This is a genomic window from Streptomyces sp. NBC_01622, from assembly GCF_045209635.1.
Lineage (GTDB): Bacteria > Actinomycetota > Actinomycetes > Streptomycetales > Streptomycetaceae > Streptomyces.
Window position 1 is genome coordinate 2835617 of sequence record NZ_CP109293.1, and the last position, 18975, is coordinate 2854591.

General features: G+C 71.2%; 15 protein-coding genes, 1 tRNA gene and 1 pseudogene. 10 read left to right on the top strand and 7 right to left on the bottom strand.

Features of this window, described 5'->3' with window-relative positions:
* Window positions 1-2: 2 nt before the first annotated feature.
* Window positions 3-1478 carry a glycoside hydrolase family 3 N-terminal domain-containing protein gene (locus OH768_RS12925; RefSeq protein ID WP_406453169.1) on the bottom strand — a complete coding sequence of 492 codons (1476 nt, stop codon included), beginning with the start codon at window positions 1476-1478 and terminating at the stop codon, window positions 3-5.
* A gap of 197 nt (window positions 1479-1675) precedes the next feature.
* On the opposite strand from OH768_RS12925, the gene OH768_RS12930 reads away from it, so the two are divergent.
* The 3 genes from OH768_RS12930 (at window position 1676) to OH768_RS12940 (ending at window position 5180) form a co-directional block, all read left to right on the top strand.
* On the top strand, window positions 1676-2701 hold the full coding sequence (locus tag OH768_RS12930) for a YbhN family protein (protein ID WP_406453171.1): 1026 nt from the start codon (window positions 1676-1678) through the stop codon (window positions 2699-2701).
* A 51-nt stretch (window positions 2702-2752) separates the two neighbouring features.
* A tRNA-Gln gene (locus OH768_RS12935) sits at window positions 2753-2825 on the top strand.
* Between the two features lie 3 nt (window positions 2826-2828).
* A complete protein-coding gene (locus tag OH768_RS12940; RefSeq protein WP_406453173.1) occupies window positions 2829-5180 on the top strand; it encodes a hypothetical protein in 2352 nt (783 codons plus the stop codon).
* A gap of 21 nt (window positions 5181-5201) precedes the next feature.
* Here the strand turns inward: OH768_RS12940 and OH768_RS12945 are convergent, their stop codons facing one another.
* Complete coding sequence (locus OH768_RS12945) at window positions 5202-5816, bottom strand: TetR/AcrR family transcriptional regulator (RefSeq protein ID WP_406453175.1); 615 nt, start codon at window positions 5814-5816, stop codon at window positions 5202-5204.
* A 166-nt stretch (window positions 5817-5982) separates the two neighbouring features.
* On the opposite strand from OH768_RS12945, the gene OH768_RS12950 reads away from it, so the two are divergent.
* Together OH768_RS12950 and OH768_RS12955 are read left to right on the top strand one after the other, a co-directional pair.
* Window positions 5983-6441, top strand: a complete 459-nt coding sequence (locus OH768_RS12950) for a cupin domain-containing protein (RefSeq protein WP_406453177.1) — start codon at window positions 5983-5985, stop codon at window positions 6439-6441.
* A 42-nt stretch (window positions 6442-6483) separates the two neighbouring features.
* Window positions 6484-7302: pseudogene (locus tag OH768_RS12955) on the top strand (LuxR C-terminal-related transcriptional regulator); the annotation flags it as partial.
* 12 nt (window positions 7303-7314) lie between these two features.
* Here the strand turns inward: OH768_RS12955 and OH768_RS12960 are convergent.
* Window positions 7315-8574 (bottom strand): alpha/beta hydrolase, encoded by a 1260-nt coding sequence (locus OH768_RS12960; RefSeq protein ID WP_406453179.1) that lies wholly within the window; start codon window positions 8572-8574, stop codon window positions 7315-7317.
* 242 nt (window positions 8575-8816) lie between these two features.
* On the opposite strand from OH768_RS12960, the gene OH768_RS12965 reads away from it, so the two are divergent.
* Window positions 8817-10895 carry an ATP-binding protein gene (locus OH768_RS12965; protein ID WP_406453181.1) on the top strand — a complete coding sequence of 693 codons (2079 nt, stop codon included), beginning with the start codon at window positions 8817-8819 and terminating at the stop codon, window positions 10893-10895.
* Window positions 10896-10985: 90 nt separating this feature from the next.
* On the opposite strand, the gene OH768_RS12970 is transcribed toward OH768_RS12965, so the two are convergent.
* Window positions 10986-11540, bottom strand: a complete 555-nt coding sequence (locus tag OH768_RS12970) for a DUF3455 domain-containing protein (protein WP_388111403.1) — start codon at window positions 11538-11540, stop codon at window positions 10986-10988.
* A gap of 314 nt (window positions 11541-11854) precedes the next feature.
* On the opposite strand from OH768_RS12970, the gene OH768_RS12975 reads away from it, so the two are divergent.
* Window positions 11855-12856 carry a thaumatin family protein gene (locus OH768_RS12975; protein WP_406453183.1) on the top strand — a complete coding sequence of 334 codons (1002 nt, stop codon included), beginning with the start codon at window positions 11855-11857 and terminating at the stop codon, window positions 12854-12856.
* A 21-nt stretch (window positions 12857-12877) separates the two neighbouring features.
* On the opposite strand, the gene OH768_RS12980 is transcribed toward OH768_RS12975, so the two are convergent.
* On the bottom strand, window positions 12878-14746 hold the full coding sequence (locus OH768_RS12980) for a sigma-70 family RNA polymerase sigma factor (RefSeq protein ID WP_406453185.1): 1869 nt from the start codon (window positions 14744-14746) through the stop codon (window positions 12878-12880).
* Window positions 14747-14956: 210 nt separating this feature from the next.
* Between OH768_RS12980 and OH768_RS12985 the strand changes: the two genes are divergently transcribed.
* The 3 genes from OH768_RS12985 (at window position 14957) to OH768_RS12995 (ending at window position 16947) form a co-directional block, all read left to right on the top strand.
* The gene (locus OH768_RS12985) at window positions 14957-15964 is read left to right on the top strand and encodes a thaumatin family protein (RefSeq protein WP_406453187.1); all 1008 of its coding nucleotides are present in this window, start codon (window positions 14957-14959) and stop codon (window positions 15962-15964) included.
* Window positions 15965-16129: 165 nt separating this feature from the next.
* On the top strand, window positions 16130-16309 hold the full coding sequence (locus tag OH768_RS12990) for a hypothetical protein (RefSeq protein WP_406453189.1): 180 nt from the start codon (window positions 16130-16132) through the stop codon (window positions 16307-16309).
* Complete coding sequence (locus OH768_RS12995; RefSeq protein WP_406453191.1) at window positions 16306-16947, top strand: hypothetical protein; 642 nt, start codon at window positions 16306-16308, stop codon at window positions 16945-16947. The genes OH768_RS12990 and OH768_RS12995 overlap by 4 nt, the downstream gene beginning before the upstream one ends.
* 144 nt (window positions 16948-17091) lie before the next feature.
* On the opposite strand, the gene OH768_RS13000 is transcribed toward OH768_RS12995, so the two are convergent.
* Together OH768_RS13000 and OH768_RS13005 are read right to left on the bottom strand one after the other, a co-directional pair.
* A complete protein-coding gene (locus OH768_RS13000; RefSeq protein WP_406453193.1) occupies window positions 17092-17994 on the bottom strand; it encodes a hypothetical protein in 903 nt (300 codons plus the stop codon).
* Between the two features lie 369 nt (window positions 17995-18363).
* Window positions 18364-18903 carry a sigma-70 family RNA polymerase sigma factor gene (locus OH768_RS13005; RefSeq protein ID WP_406453195.1) on the bottom strand — a complete coding sequence of 180 codons (540 nt, stop codon included), beginning with the start codon at window positions 18901-18903 and terminating at the stop codon, window positions 18364-18366.
* Window positions 18904-18975 lie beyond the last annotated feature (72 nt).

The window sequence follows — 18975 nt, forward strand, 5'->3', positions numbered from 1 at the left end:
GGTCAGGCGTCGGCCAGTACTTCCGCGACCGCCCGCAGGTTGACCCGTCCGCGCCCGTAGGAGCAGAGGGTGCCGCCCTCCGGCAGGCCGGTGTCGACGAGTATCGCGCCGGGCCGCCGGGCCACCAGCGTGTCGCGCAGTCGGGCCTGCCAGGGGTGCAGGACGGCGTCGGACGTGGCGAGGACCAGCGGTGCGCTGCGGCCCCCGATCGCGTCGACGAGGGCGGCGGGGTCGGCCGGCTCCTCGTTGAGGGCGATGCCGGTGGCCGTGGGGTCTATCGCGCGGAGTTCGGTGAGGAGGTCCTCGCCGCCCCAGTTCAGGGCGGGGTGCGGGGCCGGGAACAGGTCGACGACCTGGGCGCCGCGCACGGGCGGCGGCAGCGGCCGGGTGCGTATCGCGCGCCGGGCGGCCTCCAGCCCGGCGTCCGCGTCCCAGGCGGCGACCGTCCGACGGGGCGTCGCGTACCGCTCGGCGAGCCGACGCACCCGGCCGGCCGCCTCCCAGACCCGCTCCTCCGCGAGCATGCGGGCGTGCAGTGCGTCGAGGACGGCGTCCCGGCAGGCCAGGGTGACCGCCAAGTCCGGTACGGCGACGATGACTTGGTCCGCTCCGGCGGCGAGCGCGATACGGGCGCCGGCCGCTTCGCCGTACTCGTCGGCGATCGCCTTCATCTCCAGCGCGTCGCTGACGAGGACGCCGTCGAAGCCGAGGTCGAGGCGGAGCAGATCGCCAAGGATGCGGCGGCTGAGGGTGGCGGGGCGGTTGGCGTCCAGGGCCGGGAAGACGACATGGGCGCTCATCAGCATGGGCACGCCCGCGGCGACGGCCGCGCGGAACGGTTCGAGGTCGACGAGGAGTTCGCCGTAGGGCCGCGGGTCGATCGCGACGCCGTGGTGGCTGTCGGTGATGGTGCCGCCGTGGCCGGGGAAGTGCTTGGCGCAGGAGGCGATGCCGCGCACGTCGGTGGCGGTGATCCAGGCGCGCAGATGGCGGGCGGCCAACTCGGGGTCGGCGCCGAAGGAGCGGGTGCGCACGATCGGGTTGCGCGGCTGGTGCTGGAGGTCGGCGACGGGGGCGTACGAGGCGGTGATCCCGAGGGTGGCGAGGTGGGCGGCGAGGGCGTCGGCGCAACGGGCGGTCAGGGCCGGGTCGTCGACGACCCCGAGAGCGTAGGAGCCGGGGACGTCCGGGGCGCCCGCGTTCACCAGATGGCCGATGCCGCCGCCCTCGTTGTCGATGGCCACGAGCAGGTCGGGGCGCAGGGCGCGGAGTTCGTCGGTGAGCCGGCGTACCTGCCCGGCGTCCCGGACATTGCGGGTGAACAGGATGACCCCGCCGAGGCCGCGGTCGATGAGCCCCTTGAGCGTGTCCGGCACGGTCGTCGCGCCGTCGAAGCCTGCGACCAGACAGCGGTGGGCCGCCTCGTCGAGGTCGACGGGGAGGGCGATAGCGGCGGACGAACGCTCGGCGTGGGTCATACTGGAATTCAAATGGCTCGCTCAACCTAAAGTCAACAAACCGATGGATTGTTGATTCAGGCAATGAATTCGACACGGCTTCACTTCATCCGTGCCGTCCGACCCGCTCCTTCCGTGTTGTCCGCTTCGCCCAGCCGCCCGCACCCTTTCCCCTTCCCGACACCACTGCGTCATACCGGATGGGAACGTTTCGCCTCGTGTCCCTGCTTCCGCTCGAAGACATCCCCGGGCCGCTCCCCGCCTCCACCGCCGGCCCCACCACCGCCCCCGTCCCCTTCCGACTCCCCGCCGCCGCGCGCCTCGCCACCAAGGTCCTGACCCTGCTGCCCCTCCTGCTGATCGTGGTGTGGGCGGCGGTCGACTGGCGTGCCATGTACGAGGGCACGGCCCGGCTCGCCTCCGCCGACCCCTGGTGGCTGCTCGCCGCGTTCTTCTTCACCTGCCTCGGCTGGGGCACCGCCGCCCTGGTCCGCCAGGGTGCCGTGCCGGACCGGCTGCCGACCGGTCTGCTGATCGCCTCCCAGTTCGCGGCCGGCGCGGCGAACCACGCCCTGCCGGCCAGCATCGGCGCCCACGCCGTCACGCTGCGTTTCCTCCAGGGCCAGGGCATCCCCCTCCCCCGCGCCACCGCCTCGCTCGCCCTCTACTCACTCGTCCGGCCGATCGCGAAGACACTCGTTCTGCTGGTCTTCCTCATCTCCTTCCCCGAGACGCTGCGCTTCGGCCAACTCGCCCCCAGAGGCTGGTCGTTTCTCCTCGCCGTCGGCGGCCTGGCGACCGCTCTCGCCACGTTCACCGTCCTGCTGTGCGCCGTACGCCGACTGCGCAGCCCGGTTCTCCGCTGCGTCCGCACCGCCCTGACCGACGTACGGCAGCTGCACACCATGCCCAGCCGGATCCTCGCCCTGTGGGGCGGGGCCGCCGCCGCTCCCGTGCTCCAGGCGACCGTGATCTTCGCCGTCGGGGCCTCACTCGGCATGCCGTTGTCCTGGGCGCAGGTGGTGCTCGCGTTCCTCGCCGCCAGTACCGCGGTCGGCGCCGTGCCCGCACCCGGCGGGATCGGTCCCGTGGACGCGGCGACGGTGTTCACGATGGTCGCGTTCGGTGCCCCCATGGATCTGGCCACGGCGAGCGTCATCGGCTACCGCGTCCTGACGGTGTGGGTGCCGTTGCTGCCGGGGGCGTTGATGCTGTCGGCGCTGGTGCACCGGAAGGTGCTGTGACCGAAATCCACTTGTACGACCGCCTGTTCCGCCTCTAACGTCGCTGCTCATCGGCGTGTAGCTCAGTCAGGAGAGCACCGGGCTCTGGACCCGGAGGGCGCGGGGGCGGTACCCGCCACGTCGGCTTATGGATGACGACGCTGAGCAGCAGCACCTCACCGCGGCCCCGGGCTATGCCCTAGGCCAGTTGGCCAAGGCCTTCACGACCGCGCTGACCCACGAGGACGCCGACACCCGCCGTCGCGCGGAGGGCCGCGCGCAGCGCTGGCGTGCCGTGCTCACCGGAATGGCGGGCGGGTGGCTGACGATCGGATCGCGGACCCCGGTGGCCGGGCTTCCGGCCTGGGTCACCCCCGAGGTGGTGCGCGGCGGCTTCGCCACGGGCGCGCCGAGCGCGGGCGGTCCGCTCCAGCCGTACGAGGTCCGGCTCGCGGAGCGGTTCGGTGTGCCCGCGGACCGGCGGGCGCTGTTCGCGCACTGTCTCACCGAGACCGGACTCACCTGGCTGTGGGGGCAGTTGAACAGCGGGCGGTACGAGGTGACCGTGCCGGAGGAGGGCGCGTTGCTCACCATGGCGTGGCTGGTGCGGCACGGGGAGACGGCCGCCGCGCTGGACCTGGTCGCGGAGCTGGAGCCGTTCGCCGGTCAACTCCGGTTCCTGCCACGCCCGTCGACCGGTCGGCCCGCGTCGGACGGCACCGCCGCGCTGCACCGCCGTACCGTCGACGACACCGTGGACAGGCTGGTCCGGCGGCGCCCCAACGCGGCCGTGGAGGCGCAGCGCGAGGCACTCGCCGTATGGCAGCCGTTCGGGGACGAGTTGCTCGCGCACTGGCTGGAGACGGTGGGCGGGGCGGACGGGCGCGTGCTCGAACTCGCCCCCGATGAGGCCTGGTTGGAGCGTGGAGCCGCCCTGCTGAGCCGCTACCGACTGCTGGCCGAGGAGCACACCCGCTGCGGAAAGCACCGTAAGCCGAAGGGGAACCTGGGCATTCTGCGCGGCGCGCTGGAGGAGACCGTCGCCGGGCGGGAGTTGGACGCGCGCCGGCTCGGGCTGCTGCGGCACGCCGTCGCGTCGATGGTGCGGCGGCGCGGTCTGCCGGGATCACCGGCGCACACCGAACTGCGGCGCGCGCAGCGGGTGCAGGCCGCCCTCCCCTCCCACCACGCCCTGGCGCAGGTGACGTTGCGCCGGCTCGCCGTGCTGCCCCAGGAGTCGGGCATCGTCGATCTCACCCCCGTACTGGCCCCCGTGTCCGCACCGGAGGAGCGGGAGACCGGCGTCCCCGCCGGTGCCCAACTCCCGCCTGTGATACACCGGGTGGTCCAGGGCGCGCTGAGCGCACCGGTCGACGTCCTGGTGGAGCGGGGAGTCGTCCCCTCGGCCGAGGTACTGGCCGAACTGGTACCGCAGTTGGTCGCCGTCACCAGCGCCCGGGCCTACGACGACCAAGCTCTGCGGACGCTGATGGCCACGAACTACCGCGCGTTCCGCAACCGCCGCTCGCTGCTCCTGCTCGACCTGGAGCGGCAGGTCCGGATCGAGGAACTGCCCTGGGTGCGGGCGGTCGCCGCGCAGCGGGGCGACGGCTCGGCCGAAGCGGCCCTGGTGCTACGGCAGTTGGGCGAGCTGGCGGTGCGCGGGTTCCCCGGCACCATCCTGCCCAACCCGCTCGTACGCGAACTCGGCGTGCTCGCCCGCCAGTCCGGCCTGGGCGCTCCGCTGGTGGAGGAGCTGGCCGCGGACATCTTCATGAACGCCTTCGGACCGAAGTTCCTGGTGGCGGCCGGGATCGCGGGCGAGCTGCTCGGCGGTTCGCTGTACGAGCGGTACTACGGCATCGACTACGCGGCGATCGGTGAGCTGGCGATCGCCGAGGCGGCGGGCCGCTCGGACAAGACTCGGACCTCTCCGGGGTTCGCGCGGCTGTGCGCGGAGCGGGCCGGGGCGGCGTCCTCGGCACCGGCCGGGCCGAAGTCCGGTGCCTCGCAGGGGTCCTGGGTGGCGGAGAACGGCAAGGTGATCGAGCAGTCGCAGATCCTGACCACGCACAACCTGGCCACGCTGGTCCACCGGGTGGGCATCGCCCCCGAGCAGGGCTGGGCCGACCTGGCGCGGCGCTGCTTCGTGACCGTGTGCCGGCTGACGGGCCGGGTGCACCGCAACCCGCGGCCGTACGCCACGATCAAGGACGCGGCGTACGCCTGGCGGCAGTTGGTGTTCCACCTGTCACTCTGCCCGCCCGCCGAACAACGGCGGGTGCTCGCCGGCCTGGACGAGGAGACGGGCCGTCACCCGTTCCATGTCGCGGCCCGTCTCGCGCCCGCTCTGGCGGGGCTGCGGCTGGTCGTGGACGGCGGCGGCTTCGGCCCGGACGGTACGGCGGACAGCGGCCGGGCCCGTCGGCTGCTCGGCTGGACCACGGACGGCCACTGGCTGGCGAGCGACCCGACTGACCCGACTTCTCAGGGCAGTTGAGTGGTCCCGGGCCGAGTCCTCCTATCCCACCGCCGCCGCGCGCACCGCCGCCTCCGTCAGGGTCTTCGCGGTGCGTACGACGCTGGCGACGGCCTCGTCGGGGGTGAGCCCCAGCTGGTCGGTGAGGGTGAACAGGGCGTCCGCGCCGACGACCACCGCGAGGCTTCGCTTGAGCTGGGTGAACGCGTCCGGGTCCGTCACACCCAGGGTGCCGTCCAGTGGTGCGAGGGCGTGGTCGATGAGGCCGAAACGGATCCCGGGCCGCATGCTCTCCGCGTCGGGGCGGACGATGGTCGCGGCCATCATGGCGCGCACCCCGCCCTGGCGGGCCAGGATGCCGCGCAGCAGGAACTCGCAGGCGTAGGCGACCCGTTCGACGGGATCGCGGGAGTCGGCGACCGGCTGGAGCGCCTCGGCCGGGTCGGGCCAGACACCGGCCAGGGCCTCGCCGATCAGGGACGGAAGGTCGGGGAAGTACCGGTAGGCGGTGGCCTCGGAGACCAGGGCGGCGCGGGCGACCTCGGGCATGGTCACCTCGCTACCCGCGCCGATCAGCACCCGTGCCGCGTCGACGATCGCCGTACGGGTGCGCTTCTTCTGATTGCTGCGGCCCGTGTCCGTCTGTGCTGTCGCCATCGGTGCGTCACATCCCCGTCTTCGCTCGTCGCTGCCGTCCGTCCCTTCCGCACTTTATCACGACTGACTCTCGTCGTGAGAGTGTACTTGCATGACGAGAGTTGCCAGCCCACTGTCCTACAGTCCTGAGGGCGCACAACGCGCGGCGAGCACAAGGGAGTTCGAGATGAACGAGGTTTCCGTGGTCGGTCCGGACGACGGCGAGAGGATCCGTCTGGGCCCGGTCACGATGCGCATCCTGGAGGACGGCAGCACCACCGGCCACCGCCTGGGCATCGGCGAGATCACCCTCGCCCCGCACACCCAGGGTCCGCCGCAGCACCGCCACGGCCGGCACGACGAGGGCTTCTACGTCGTCTCCGGCACCGTGCACTTCACCATCGGCGAGACCGTCCACGTCGCCCCGGCCGGCACCCTCGCGATGATTCCGCCCGGCGCCCCGCACACCTTCGCCAACCCCGGCGACGAACCCGCCGTGATGATCAACACCTTCACGCCCGACCTGTTCGTGCAGTACTTCCGTGACCTGCGGGACATGATCGCCGGCGGCCGGGAGTTCAACGCCGAGTCGACGATCGAGATGATGAGCCACTACGCCACGGTCCCCGCGACCGACTACGCCTGAGACCGCCGCCGTACGTCAGGAACCGCCCGAGTTCGACCCGCGTCGAACGGGCACGCGCACATCCTGCTGGGGCTGCTGGCGACCGGGCAGGAGGCGCGGGCGCTGCGGCTCGCGGACGGTTTCGACCTGCGGTCGGCGCCCGATTCCTGGGAGTTGAACCGTTTCCTGTACGCGCGGGGTGTGCTGCGCGCGGCCTGCGGCGATCCGGCGGGCGCGCTGCACGACTTCCTGGAGTGCGGGCGCCGGCAGTCGGCCGGTGAGGTGGTCAGCCCGGTCGTCACTCCGTGGCGTTCGGCCGCCGCCGAGTGCCGGCTCGCCCTCGGCCGCCCCCGGGAGGCGATCGCACTGGCGGAGGAGGAGCTGCGGCTGACCCGGGTGTGGAACACGCCCCGTACGGTGGGCCGTTCCCTGCGGGTGCCGGCCGCGGCGACCGGTGGACGGCGTGGTCTGGAGTTCGCTCAGGAGGCCGTGGGGCTGTTGCGGGACGCGCCGGAGGGGACGGAGACCGAGCTGGTGCCGGCGCTGATCGCGCAGGGCCGGGCGCTGACCGCGGCCGGTGACCGGCGGCGGACCCGCGGGTGGCTGCGGGAGGCCGCGGAGCGCGCCGAGCGGCTGGGCGCGACCCGGCTACGGGCCCTGACGGAGGGGGCGTTGGGCGAGAGCGGGGCCGGGCGCACGGCCCCGGCCCGCACCGGTTCGGGTTCTCTCACCAACAGTGAGCGCCGGATCGCCGAACTGGCCGCCGAGGGCCGTACGAACACCGAGATCGCCGATCTGCTGCATCTCGCCCGGCGGGCGGTGGAGACCCATCTCACCAGTTCCTACCGGAAGTTGGGCATCCAGCGGCCGGGGCCAACGCCCTTGAGGTGGAGGCTACTTGTGGGTGCGGGCGGTCGGTGTGGGCTCGGTGCCCTCCGCGCGTACGGTGCTGTGACCCTTCTTCGGGGCGACGTGCCGGGGCACGACGTCCTGGGGGAAGGTGAGTTGCTGGTTCATCCACTTCAGGGCGGCGGGCATCTCCCGTACCCAGGTGGGGAAGTTGTGGCTGCCGGACTCGGGCAGGATGGACACGACGCGCATGGGCGCCTTGACGGCCTTGATGAAGGCGAGGGTCTGCGGGTAGCCGCGCTCGCCGTGCTTGCTCTCGGCGACCAGGACGGAGACCTGGGGTGCGGGCAGGTGCTTCAGCCGCCACATCAGGTCGTGTCCGTTGACCCGGTTGACGCGGCCGAGTCCGCTGCCGAAGAGGTTGCCGGTGGTGGGGTCGTCCTTGACCCTGTAGTCGGGCGAGAGCGCGGCGGCCGTGGTGTAGACGTGCGGGTTGCGCATCGTCAGCTGCAAAGCGCAACTGCCGCCGGAGGAGTAGCCCAGGACGCCCCAGGCGCTGGCGTCGTGGCCGATCCGGTAGGCGGACTTGAGGGCCTGCGGGAGGTCCTTGGCGAGGAAGGTCTCGGTCTGCGGTCCGCCGGGGACGTTCACGCACTCGGTGTCGCGCGGCGGGGCGATCGTGGGCCGGATCATCACCATGATGGTCGGCTGCATCTGGCCGTTCTTCTGCAGCTCTCCGGCGGTCTGCGAGACCCGCAGGTACTGGGCGAGGTTGAAGATGCTGCCGGGGTAGCCGCTGAGTGCGACGACGACGGGGAAGCGCTGCCTGGCGTACGCCTTCTGGAAGTACTGCGGGGGCAGGTAGACGAAGGCCGGGTCGACAACGCCGGTGCGGCGGCCGATGACCTTCACGGACTCCACCTTGCCGTTGACCGCGGGGTTGCCGGTGGGCAGTCCGCTGACCCGGTTCAGCTGCTCGTCGGAGGCGGGCTGCACCAGCGCGCCCTTGACGGAGATGCCGGTCGCGCCTCCGTTGTGGTCGGCCGCCTGGGTCACGCCGACGGGCGCGGTGTCGGTGTTGCCGAAGAGCTCGTCCCACGATCCGAAGAACTGGTACGAGGAGTTCAGCCAGCACGCGAATGCGGCGATAATCGTGACCTGTGTCACTCCGATGGCCGTCAGCCGCCCGAGCACCTGCCGCACCGTGGGCTTCGCCAGCCGCGGCCATACCCAGACAAGCAGCGCCACGCAGACGACGGCGACGGCCGCCATCACATAAACGGTAGTCTCGCTGGTCAAACCCATGCCACTCAGTCCCCGGTTCCTTGCCTGTGCTCGTTCCTTCACACAGAAGGAGGGCTACGGACCCCTTCGCGTTCCTCAACGAGTGCGAATAGGACAAAGAAGCGGGTCTCTTACCGTTTCCACGGACGACCCCCTCCCAGGTCCGTAAGACCCACGTAAGGTCCGGCCGTGTCCCGTCGTCCGGCCCGACCCGGTAGGTTTCGCAGCGGCCCGAAGAGGTCGGCTCCGGGGAAAGGAACGCCATGGCGAAGGAGGACTCCGCCGTGCTGGCCGACAGACTGGCGTCCGCCCGATTGCAGTACTTCGTCGGCAGGCAGCGCGAACTGGCCCTGTTCCGCCGCGCGGCGGCCGGCGAACCGGGTGCGCCGACGGTCATCGTGCTGCACGGACCGGGCGGCATGGGCAAGAGCGCCCTGCTGCAGCGGTTCGCCGCGGAGGCACGCGCCATGGGCCGGCCGGTCGTGAGCGTCGACGCCCGTACGATCGACCGCTCCCCGGCGGCCTTCGAGGCGGCGACCGCCGAGGTCTTCGTCCAGGACAACGCTGTCCTGCTGGTCGACGACTTCGAGCGCTACCGGGACATGGAGGAGTGGATACGCGACCGCTTCCTCCCCCGGTTACCGGCCGGCGCCCTGGTCGTCGTCGCCGGCCGGCTCGCCCCCGACCCGCTCTGGAAGGCGGACCTCGGGTGGAGCGAGGTGCTGCAGGTAGTGCCGCTGCGGGAGTTGGGGCCGTCGGACGCCGCGGCCCTGCTCGGTTCGCAGGGAGTCGACCCGTCCTCGCACGCGGCTCTGCTCCGGTTCGCCGCAGGCCATCCCCTCGCCCTGCGACTGGCAGCGGAGGCGGCGACGCACGACAACACGTCGACGGACGAGGTGTTCTGGGCACCGTTGCGCACGGTCGTCGACCGGCTGCTGACGCACCTGGTCGGCAAGCCGCCGTCGTCCGCGCACCGGCGGGCGCTGGAGGTGTGCGGCCATGTCGCGGACACCACCGAGGAGTTGCTGCGGGTGGCGCTCCCCGACGAGGACGCCACCGAACTCTTCGCCTGGCTGAGGCAGTTGTCGTTCATGAAGTCGGGACCCTTCGGGGTGTGCCCGTACGACGTCGTCCGGGACGCCCTCGACAGCGACTTCCGCTGGCGCGATCCGGAGCGCTACAAGGCCATGCACCGCACGGTGCGCCGGTATCTGGTGGAGCGCGTCCGCGAGGCGCCGGAGAAGGAAGCCCTGCGCGCCGCCCGCGAGTTCAACCACATCGTCTCCAGAGCCCAGTGGCTGCGCGAGTTCCAGGGCGACCGCGACGAAGGGGCCGTCCACGAACAGCCGATGCGACCGGAGGACGCCCCGGCGCTGATCGAGCTGACCCGCGAGGTCGAGGGCGAGCACAACGCCCGTGTCGTTGCCCACTGGTTGCAGCGTCAGCCCGAGGCGTTCCACGTGCACCGCCGCTGCGACACGGGCCAACTGCTGGGATTCATGGCCTGGTTGAGGATCGACGAACTCGACGACGAGACCCGGGCGGCCGACCCCGTGACGGCCGAGGCGTGGGACCTGGTGTCCGCGATGACACCCCCGCGCCAGGGCGAACACCTCGGTGTGGCCCGGTTCATGGTGCACGAGGAGAACCATCACCGGCCCTCGCGGTCGTGGGACCTGGTGCGCATGCGGATCGTCTTCGAGCTGCTGCGCGCCAAGCACTGCGCCTGGTCCTGTTTCGTCAGTGCCGAACCCAAGTTCTGGGCGCCGCTGATGACCTACATGGGCATGTTCCAGCCGCCCCGCCAGGCCGTCCACGCCGATCGCGGGTACGGCCTGTTCTGCCACGACTGGCGGGCGGCGCGGGTGGAGGAGTGGGCCGAGGGAATCGACGCCCGCCTGCTCGGCGGGGCACCGGCGGTGGCGGCCGGGAAGCCCAAGTCCCGTCTCACGTCGCTGAGTCGGGAGGAGTCGGACGCCGCGGTCCGCGAGGCACTGCGCGGCTGGCTCGACCCTGGCGGGCTCGCCGACAACCCGCTGCTGCGCAGCCGGCTGGTGGAGGAGCTCAGCGAGGGCGACCCGGTGACCGCGCTGCGCGACCTGATCTGCAAGGCCGTGCAGCGGCTGAACGCCCATCCCCGGACCCGGCATCTGCACGAGGTGCTGACGGCGACGTACCACTCGACGTCGACGCAGGAGGCGGTGGCGCGGAAGCTGAACCTGGCGTTCAGCACCTACCGCAGGCATCTGGCCCGCGCGCTGGACGAGGTGCGCGAGACGGTGTGGGACTGGGAGGTGCACGGCCGGATCAGGGCCGAACAGGAGCCGCCGCAAGGGAGTTGAGGGGCCGACGCGCCCAGGGGCACAGGGGCGCACGGCAATGGCCCCCGGATCGATCGCCCGGAGGCCACTGCTGTCGTACCGCCCGCCGTGTTACTCGGCGGGCTTGTAGAACGCGTAGGTGGCGGTGTACTGGACGCTGACCTGGTCCGTGCCCGTGCAGGCACCGGCCGGGGCGACGCCGCCGTCCGTGCCCAGGCGCTGGATGTAGGAGACGCCGCCGAAGACGCCCGTGCCGCGCGTGGCGGTGGACTTCAGCAGCAGCTCCGGAATGGTGCCGGTCTTGGGCGAGTTGGCGATCGCGGAGCCGTTGACGGCGCTGCCGTCCACGGTGGACACCCACACCGGGCCACGGGAGTGGAGGGCGACAGAGCGGTGCGTGCGGTCGTTCTTGGCCCACAGGGTGGCGGCGGGCTCCAGCAGGGTCCAGGCGCCGTTGGTGCAGGTGTAGGTCTGGACGCCGGCGGCGGAGAAGACGCCGGTGAGCTTGTTGCCGTCGGGGACCTTCAGCGCGTCGGGCACGGTGACACCGAGACGGACGGGCGGCTTCGGGGTGGCGGCCTGGCCGACGGTCGCGCTCGCGAGCGTGGCGCCGGCTACGGCGGTGAGGGCCGCGGTGGTGAGGACGAGACGTTTGGCGATCTTCATCGGTGTGTCTCCAGAGCACTTTCTGAACATGGTCGCGATTCCTGCGACAAGGTCGCGGGTATCCGGACTTCCGGGCCGATCAGATGATCTTCGGCCCCGCTGACGCAATGTACGGCCGCTCCATCGCGACCGGGTTGCCAACTTCTGATCGACTTATGACCAGCACTGCTCACCCACGGCGCACTCGTCCGAAACAGGTATTGCCGTCCTGTTTTCCGTTGTCCGGCACGACGGCCGCCGGTCTCCTCTACGGAAGCTCCGCCGGCCGCATCGCCGCACGGTGGAGATGTGGGTACGGACAGGAGTGTTGAGAGATGCCTCGTAGACAGGCCGCCCTGATCGCCGCCGCGGTCCTCACCTGCCTCGCGGTGGTGACCGGCGTACTGCTGGCCCGCGCGCAGACCGGGCCGTCGTCGGGAGGCCGTACCGTCGCGGACCCGTCGTCTACGCACGCCACGGCGACCGCCGACTCCCCGTCCCTCCCCCGCCCTTCGCCTACGACGACGCCGTCACCGCGGGCCACGTCCTCGCCCTCGCCCACTCCCCACGCACACAAGTCGCCCCACATCGGCGCCTCGCCGTCCGGTACGACCGCCGGACAGGCGAAGGCCGTCGGCAAGCGGACCGTCACGCTGGTCAACCGGCTCGACGAGACGATCTGGCCGGCGATCGCGGCGGACCCCAAACACCCTGTGGCGGCCACGGGTTGGGTGCTGAAGCCCGGGGCCAGTGTCAGCTTCGCCGTCCCCGACCACTGGGACGTCCGGGTGTGGGCGCGCACCGGCTGTTCCTTCGACGCGGCCGGCGACGGCCACTGCACGACCGGGGACTGCGGCCACTTCCAGTGCGGCTCGACGTGGGGTGAATTCCCTTCCACACTGGCCGAGTTCAACCTGAACGCCTGGAACGGCATGGACTTCTACGACGTCAGCCTGGTCGAGGGCAACAACCTGCCGATGTGGATCAACAGTTACGGCGGTTCGTCCCACGACAGGATCGACGCGAACGGCTGCTCCGCCGCAGGATGCACCCGGGACGCCAACGCGACCTGCCCCGCCAAGCTGCAGCGCGTCAGGGGCGGCCGCGTCGTCGCGTGCCTCAGCGCCTGCCTGGTGTTCAAGACGGACCAGACCTGCTGCACCGGCGCCTACGCGGCGCGCCCCCAGTGCGTCCCCTCGACCTGGCCCGTCGACTCGGCGGCCGTGTTCAAGAAGGCCGAGCCCTTCGCCTACTCCTACGTCAACGACGACGCGACCAGCGTCCTCACCTGCTCGGGAGAGTGCGGCTACCGCATCACCTGGGGAGTGAGCCCCTGACCGTGTGCGCGGCCGGGCCGGTCAGTCCGCGGACTGGAAGGCCCGGCCCGCCGCGGTCGTCGTCGTACCGTTCGTGAAGAGCCCGCTGCTCGGCTTCGACGGATCCGCGCCCAGCCCGAACCACGCGTAACGCTGCACGTAGGACAGCCCGTCGAGCGCCTTGGTGGACGCGGTGACGAAGTCCGCCTGCTGCTGCGCGGACGGGAAACGGGTCCCCTGGGAGAAGTCGATCAGCGCGTACTCGGTGAGCCAGACCGGCTTGTGGTAGCGCGCGTACACGGCGGCCAGGTACGACGTCAGCTGCTGCACGGCCTGTGGGGTGCGGAAGTCGCCGCCGTACCAGTGCAGGGTGATGAAGTCGACGCGGTAGCCCTTCGCCTTGGCCCCGGACATGAAGCGGTCCAGCCAGCCGCCCGCCGTGTCCCCGCCGTAGGCGACCGCGGGACTGCCCAGGATCTTGCCCGCCGCCATGAGCTTGGGCCACAGCTGCAGCGCCTGCTCGACCGTCATGTTCGACTGCTGCGCCATGTCCGGTTCGTTGAACCCCAGCAGATACGGGCCGTACGACCGGGCCTGGGCGAGCGAGGAGTCGGTGACGGACTTCGCACCCCAGATCATGGGCACGAAGGAGCCCGACGAGGGTGTCGTGATGCCCGAGTGCTGGGTGGACCAGGTGTAGTACCAGCTCGCCCCACTGGCCGCGAGCGCCTGGCTCACCCCGCCGAACGACCACACCCCTACGCCCTTCTTGGCGCCGGACGCGAGGTGCGCGGGGGCGGCGGGGGTGTGCTTCGAGGGCGAGGGGCTCGGCTTGGCCTTCGGTGAAGGGGACTTGCTGGGCGTCGCCGAGGGCGAGAGCGTGGGACTCGGCGTGACACTGACCACGGGAGTGGGAGAAGGCGATGCCACGGCCGTCGTAGGGGAGGAACCGCCCGTCAGCCGGGGCGCGACCAGCGCGGCGACCACGGCGACGGCGACCGCCGCCGAACCGCCCACGACCTGTTTGCCGCCGATACGGCCGGACCGGGGCCCGCGCCCGTGCCTGCGACTCGTCCCACCGTGCCCTGAGGGAGCGGTGGTTGAGACGGCGTCCAGCACGCGGGACACGTCGAACCGGGCCGGCACCGCGACCAGCGGCAGCCCGCTGAGCAGCCGGTCCATCGGGAGCAGCCCCTCGTCCAGCCCCTGGCACACCCCGCACCCGCGGATGTGCCGGGCAAACCGCTTGCGCCACAGGGCACTTGGCGTGCCGTCCCACGTCGAGGCCGTCTCGTCCAGTTCCACGCAGCGCGGTGCGGCGACCAGCGCCCGCACCACGACCCGGGAGACCTCCATCTGCTTCTTCATACGCTGCACCCGGACGGAGGCGTGCCGGTCGGAGAGCCCCAACGCACCGGCGAGCTCGGCGCGTTCGAGTTCGCCGGTCTCCTCCAGCCACCACAGGGACAGCAGTTCCTGATCGTCCGGATCGAGCCAGCGGGTGGCCTCGACGACCTCACGACGCTGCTCGGTCAGCCCCAGCCGCAGGATGGTGAGTCCGGCGAAGTCGAGAGCGGGGTCGGTGATCGTCTCCGCGTCCTCCAGATGCGCCCTGCGGTCGCGGTCCGTGGCCCGCGTCTGCTCACGGTCCCGTACCTGTCTGATCGTGATGGCCACCAGCCAGGACCGGAACGCGGAGGGATCCCGCAGCTTCGGCAGCCCCCGCACCATGCGCAACAGCGTCTCCTGTACGACGTCATCGACGTCGGCGTGACCGTTCAGGGCCCGGCCGACGATGTTGTAGACCAGCGGCAGGCACTGCGTCAGCAGGTGATCCAGGGCCTGCCGGTCGCCCGCGCACGCGGCCGTCACCACGCCCGCGTCGGGGCCACTCCTGGGCTTCTTGCGCATCTGGGTTCGTTCCTCCGCGTGTGGTCCGGCCGTGGCATCTCTCTGCTTCGGAGACCGCCGACGCGCGCAGGGACTACAGAAAACAGGACAACAAAAGAAATCAGCCGGTCGGGTCCGAATTTATGTTGTCGGGCCGCCGCCGAAAAGGTCACCGATAGGCAGGACCGCATCTGGACCGCATCCGAAGAGCATCAGGAAGGCCCGAGGACGATGGCACGAGGACGCAGAAGACACGGCGCGAGCCCGCAGGGACACGGCCGACGCTGGTGGTACGTCGCGGCAGCCGCCTTCGCTACGGCCGCCACCGTGCTGATCGCCTACAGCGTGTGGACGCCGTCCGGAACGGGCGGCACGCGCACGACAGCCCACCAGGACGCGGCCGCGCGCCCGGCGGTGTCCCGCAGCGCCTCGCCGTCGCCTTCGCCTTCCCCGACTCACAGCGCCTCGGCCTCTCCGTCCCCCAAGGCCTCCGTCTCGAAGAAGAGCACAAACAAACCCACCACCAAGGCAGTCGAACCGACACCTCACACCTCGACGGCACCCGCAGGCAAACGCCTGATCACGGTCGTCAACCGCACCCCGAAGACGGTCTGGGCGATCGTCACCAACACCGCCATCTACCCGAAGGGCCGCCAACTCGCCCCGGGCCAGAGCCTGTCGGTGACCGTGGCGAACAACTGGGGCGGCCGGATCTGGGGGCGGACAGGCTGCACCACGACGGCCGCGGGGCACTGCGCGACCGGCGACTGCACCAGCGTCTGCGAGGGCGCCAACCCGCCCACCACACTGGGTGAGTTCACGTTCGACGCGTACGCAGGAATGGACTTCTACGACGTGAGCATGGTCGACGGTTCGAACCTGCCGATGTGGATCAACATCTCGCACACCACGACCGTCGACCCGGTCAGCGCCGGCGGCTGCTACAAGGGCGTCTGCACCTCGGACGTGAACTGCCCCACCGCGATGCGGGCCACCTCGGGCGGGCAGGTCGTCGGCTGCAAGCCGCCCTGCGCGGCGTTCGGCGGCGACACGTACTGCTGTCGCGGTGCGTGGGCGGGCCGCGAGAACTGCGTCCCGTCGAAGTGGCCGGTCGACTACACCCAGGTCTTCAAGCGGGCGGCCCCCTATGCCTATTCGTACGCCTTCGACGACGGGGCGACGATGCCGTGCAAGGGGGCCTGCTACTACCGGATCACCTTCGGGACGACCGGCTCATAGGGTCAACCGGTGCGCTCGGCGGGTGAGTTCAGTTCGTCGCCCCATAGACGTTGCCGCCCTCCTCGATGGCCCCGGCAAAGGTCCGACGACGGTGAACGTTCCGGGCCTCCGACCTCGTGTGCAGAGCAGACACGAATCCTCACCGCACAGAAACGGGGGCCCGCCGTGGCGTCGGACGTCAACATCCCCGGGAGTGAACTCAAGGAGGCTCAGGACATGTTGGGCTTCGTGCACGACTTCATCGACATCGCACACAACACGTTCGACTTCGACGCGGCCTTCGGGCCCGAGCTCTCCCGTGGCTCCACCCAGAACTTCGAGAACAAGGTGGAAGCTGACCGATGAACACCGCACAGCGTTTTCTGCTGGACATCCCGGACTCCTGGGAACAGGTCGACCCGAGCGGCGAGGAGCTGGCCAGGACCCGTGCGCAGGCCCTGGCCTCGACCGACGACCCCGGCGAGAAGGCCCGGATCAACGACATGTTCCGGCAAGGCCGGGAGGTGACGAGGGCGGCCCGCCGCCACGGGGCGCTGCTGGCCGCGTGCACGGCGACGATGTACACCGAGGGCCTCTTCATGGCGTACGGCATGGTCTTCGCCGTCAACACGCCCAAGGGCGAGGAACTCACCCTCCCCGTGCTGTCCGCGCGGCTCGGTGTCTCCTCGGCGAACGGGGTGGCGCCCAAGGACCGGGTCATCACGTCGGCGAAGGTGCCCCATGTGGGCACGGTGGCCCGGGTCACCGGCACCGAGGTGACCCGGCTGACCGGGGACATCGACGTCAAGCTGCTGACGATGCACACGATGATGCCGGTGCCCGGCAGCACGGAGGACTTCCTCGTGGTGACCCTCGCCAGCCCCAACCTGCCGCTGAAGAACGAGGTGTACGACCTCTTCGACGCCATCGCCTGCACCTTCCGCTTCGTGACGGACGACGGCGTCCAGGTCTCCCCCGACGGTACGGAGGGCGTCGCCGCCTGAGCCCCACGCCGTACGGCAAGCCGAAGGGCGGCCGGACCAGTTCGGTCCGGCCGCCCTTCGTTGTCCCGCCCGGCAGGTCCTGGGCTGCGGGCGGGAAGGAGGCGCGCTCCCTAAGGGGGGACTTCGGGGGCGCGCCTCCCGCTTCTAGAGTTCCGCTTCCAGCAGCGGCACCTGGACCGAGCGGAGCGTGCCGTCGCCCAGGTGCAGCAGGCCCCGGCCCGGCTGCGGGGCCTGGTCGACGACGCCCCGGGTGAGCTTCACGCCGATGACCTCGCCGTCGCTCATGCCCTGCGGGGAGAGCAGCATGCCGGTGCGGTTGCGCTTCACCTGCCCCATCCAGCCGGCCAGGCTCAGCGCCAGGGACTCCGCGTTGCCGGCCGCGAGGACGCCCCAGCCGGTGCCCGCGCCGCCGCGGGCGAGCAGCGCGAGGTCGGAGTCGATCTCGGCGCCCATGAACAGTTCCGCGTCGTCCACGACGATCACGCCGTACTCCTCGGGCACGCTGCCCAGCGTCTGCCGGAACTCGTCGACCGTCACCTCGGCGTCGGTGATGAGGGCGGCCACGCCGGGCCGTCCCAGCAGTCGCCGCAGCGGCGAGCGCCGGGGCGCCAGGACGATGAGGCCGGCGCCGGCGGCGAGCAGTGACTCAGCCGCGCCGAGCAGGGCGGTGCTGCGTCCGGTGCGCGGCGGTCCGGCGACCACGAAGGTCGGTACGTCCGTCAGGTCGGGGCCGAGCGAGGTGAGGACGTCACCGCCCACGGCGACCAGCGGGCGCATCGGGCCGCCCCGGGTGTGCAGGGCGAGCGCCTCCTCGTACGTGACCCGGTCGGGGAGCACGTCGAGGCGGATCGGGCGGCGCTCGGCGGGGACCGCGGCCTCGCGCAGCCGCGGCATGTGGTCGCTGTAGGCCTGGGCGGCGTCGTGATAGGAGGTGACGGTCTTGGTCAGCTTGTCCGGGAGGTCGATCAGGTCGGGGTCGCCGGGCGTCGGGTCCGAGTCCATGCCGACGAGCTGGAAGTCTTCGGGCCTCGAGTGCCGACGTGCCATGGCGTTCCCCCGGTGCGCTGCCTGTGACGTGTGGTCGCCAGGTACACGGGGTCGGTGTCGTGAAAGGTTCAACCGAGTTCGTGTCGCACGTACTCGCCAAGTCCCGAAAGGTTCAAGTGACTTCGCATCGAACGTTCTCGCCGGGCGGTTCCGTGTAGTCGGTGCAACGGAACCTCGGAGGGCATGGGTGGACACGATGAGCAACGGCGCGGGCACGAGACCCGAGCACAGGCCGGCGGAGCTGCGGCAGCATCCCCGGGTCGACGCCCCCGCTCCGGTGGCGCCCGACGCGGGGCGGGGGACGGTGCACGCGGGTGCGGCACACCGACGCCGACGGCCACGTCGACATCCCGGTCCTCGATGTCCGGCTCACCGTTCCGGCGTGAGTCCCTTGCCGGCCTCGGCGCGCAGGATGTTCAGGGCGTAGTGCCGGCGGGACTTGACGGTGCCCGCCGGTATCCCGAGGATGCGCGCCGTCTCCTGCACGGTCCGGCCGCACAGATAGGTGTGCAGCAGGACCTCCCGGTGCTCGTGGGACAGTCGCCGCAGCAGGCCGGTCGCCACCACGGAGGCCAGTACGGCGCCGGTGTGGTCGGGCAGGGGCACGTCCCGGTCCTCGGCGCCGATGGTCTCGTGGCGGGCGACGGCGCTGCGCATCCGGTCGACGACGAGGTTGCGGGTCACGGTGAGGAGCCAGCCGCGTACCGATCCCTCGGTGCTGTAGAGGCGTTCCGCGTGCGGCCAGGCGCGGATGAGGGTCTCCTGCACGATGTCCTCCGCCATGTGACGGTCGTTCAGCAGCTTGTCGGCGTAGGCGAGCAGTGCCTTCGCGTGCTCGGACATCATCGTGCGCAGCAGTTGGTTGCGGTGCACGGCTGTGGGGAGGTCCGCGGAAGTGGTGGGGGTCATGGTCCAGTCCTGAAAGGGAATGCCGTACGCGCTTCCGGCTCCGGGTGGAGCGGAGCGGGGAGCGTAGGCAGG

Coding starts and splice junctions, on each gene's coding strand:
- OH768_RS13000 (WP_406453193.1), bottom strand. CDS start 17,994: ATGGCACGTCGGCACTCGAGGCCCGAAGACTTCCAGCTCGTCGGCATG.
- OH768_RS12975 (WP_406453183.1), top strand. CDS start 11,855: ATGCCTCGTAGACAGGCCGCCCTGATCGCCGCCGCGGTCCTCACCTGC.
- OH768_RS12980 (WP_406453185.1), bottom strand. CDS start 14,746: ATGCGCAAGAAGCCCAGGAGTGGCCCCGACGCGGGCGTGGTGACGGCC.
- OH768_RS12950 (WP_406453177.1), top strand. CDS start 5,983: ATGAACGAGGTTTCCGTGGTCGGTCCGGACGACGGCGAGAGGATCCGT.
- OH768_RS12945 (WP_406453175.1), bottom strand. CDS start 5,816: ATGGCGACAGCACAGACGGACACGGGCCGCAGCAATCAGAAGAAGCGC.
- OH768_RS12940 (WP_406453173.1), top strand. CDS start 2,829: ATGGATGACGACGCTGAGCAGCAGCACCTCACCGCGGCCCCGGGCTAT.
- OH768_RS13005 (WP_406453195.1), bottom strand. CDS start 18,903: ATGACCCCCACCACTTCCGCGGACCTCCCCACAGCCGTGCACCGCAAC.
- OH768_RS12995 (WP_406453191.1), top strand. CDS start 16,306: ATGAACACCGCACAGCGTTTTCTGCTGGACATCCCGGACTCCTGGGAA.
- OH768_RS12965 (WP_406453181.1), top strand. CDS start 8,817: ATGGCGAAGGAGGACTCCGCCGTGCTGGCCGACAGACTGGCGTCCGCC.
- OH768_RS12970 (WP_388111403.1), bottom strand. CDS start 11,540: ATGAAGATCGCCAAACGTCTCGTCCTCACCACCGCGGCCCTCACCGCC.
- OH768_RS12925 (WP_406453169.1), bottom strand. CDS start 1,478: ATGACCCACGCCGAGCGTTCGTCCGCCGCTATCGCCCTCCCCGTCGAC.
- OH768_RS12960 (WP_406453179.1), bottom strand. CDS start 8,574: ATGGGTTTGACCAGCGAGACTACCGTTTATGTGATGGCGGCCGTCGCC.
- OH768_RS12985 (WP_406453187.1), top strand. CDS start 14,957: ATGGCACGAGGACGCAGAAGACACGGCGCGAGCCCGCAGGGACACGGC.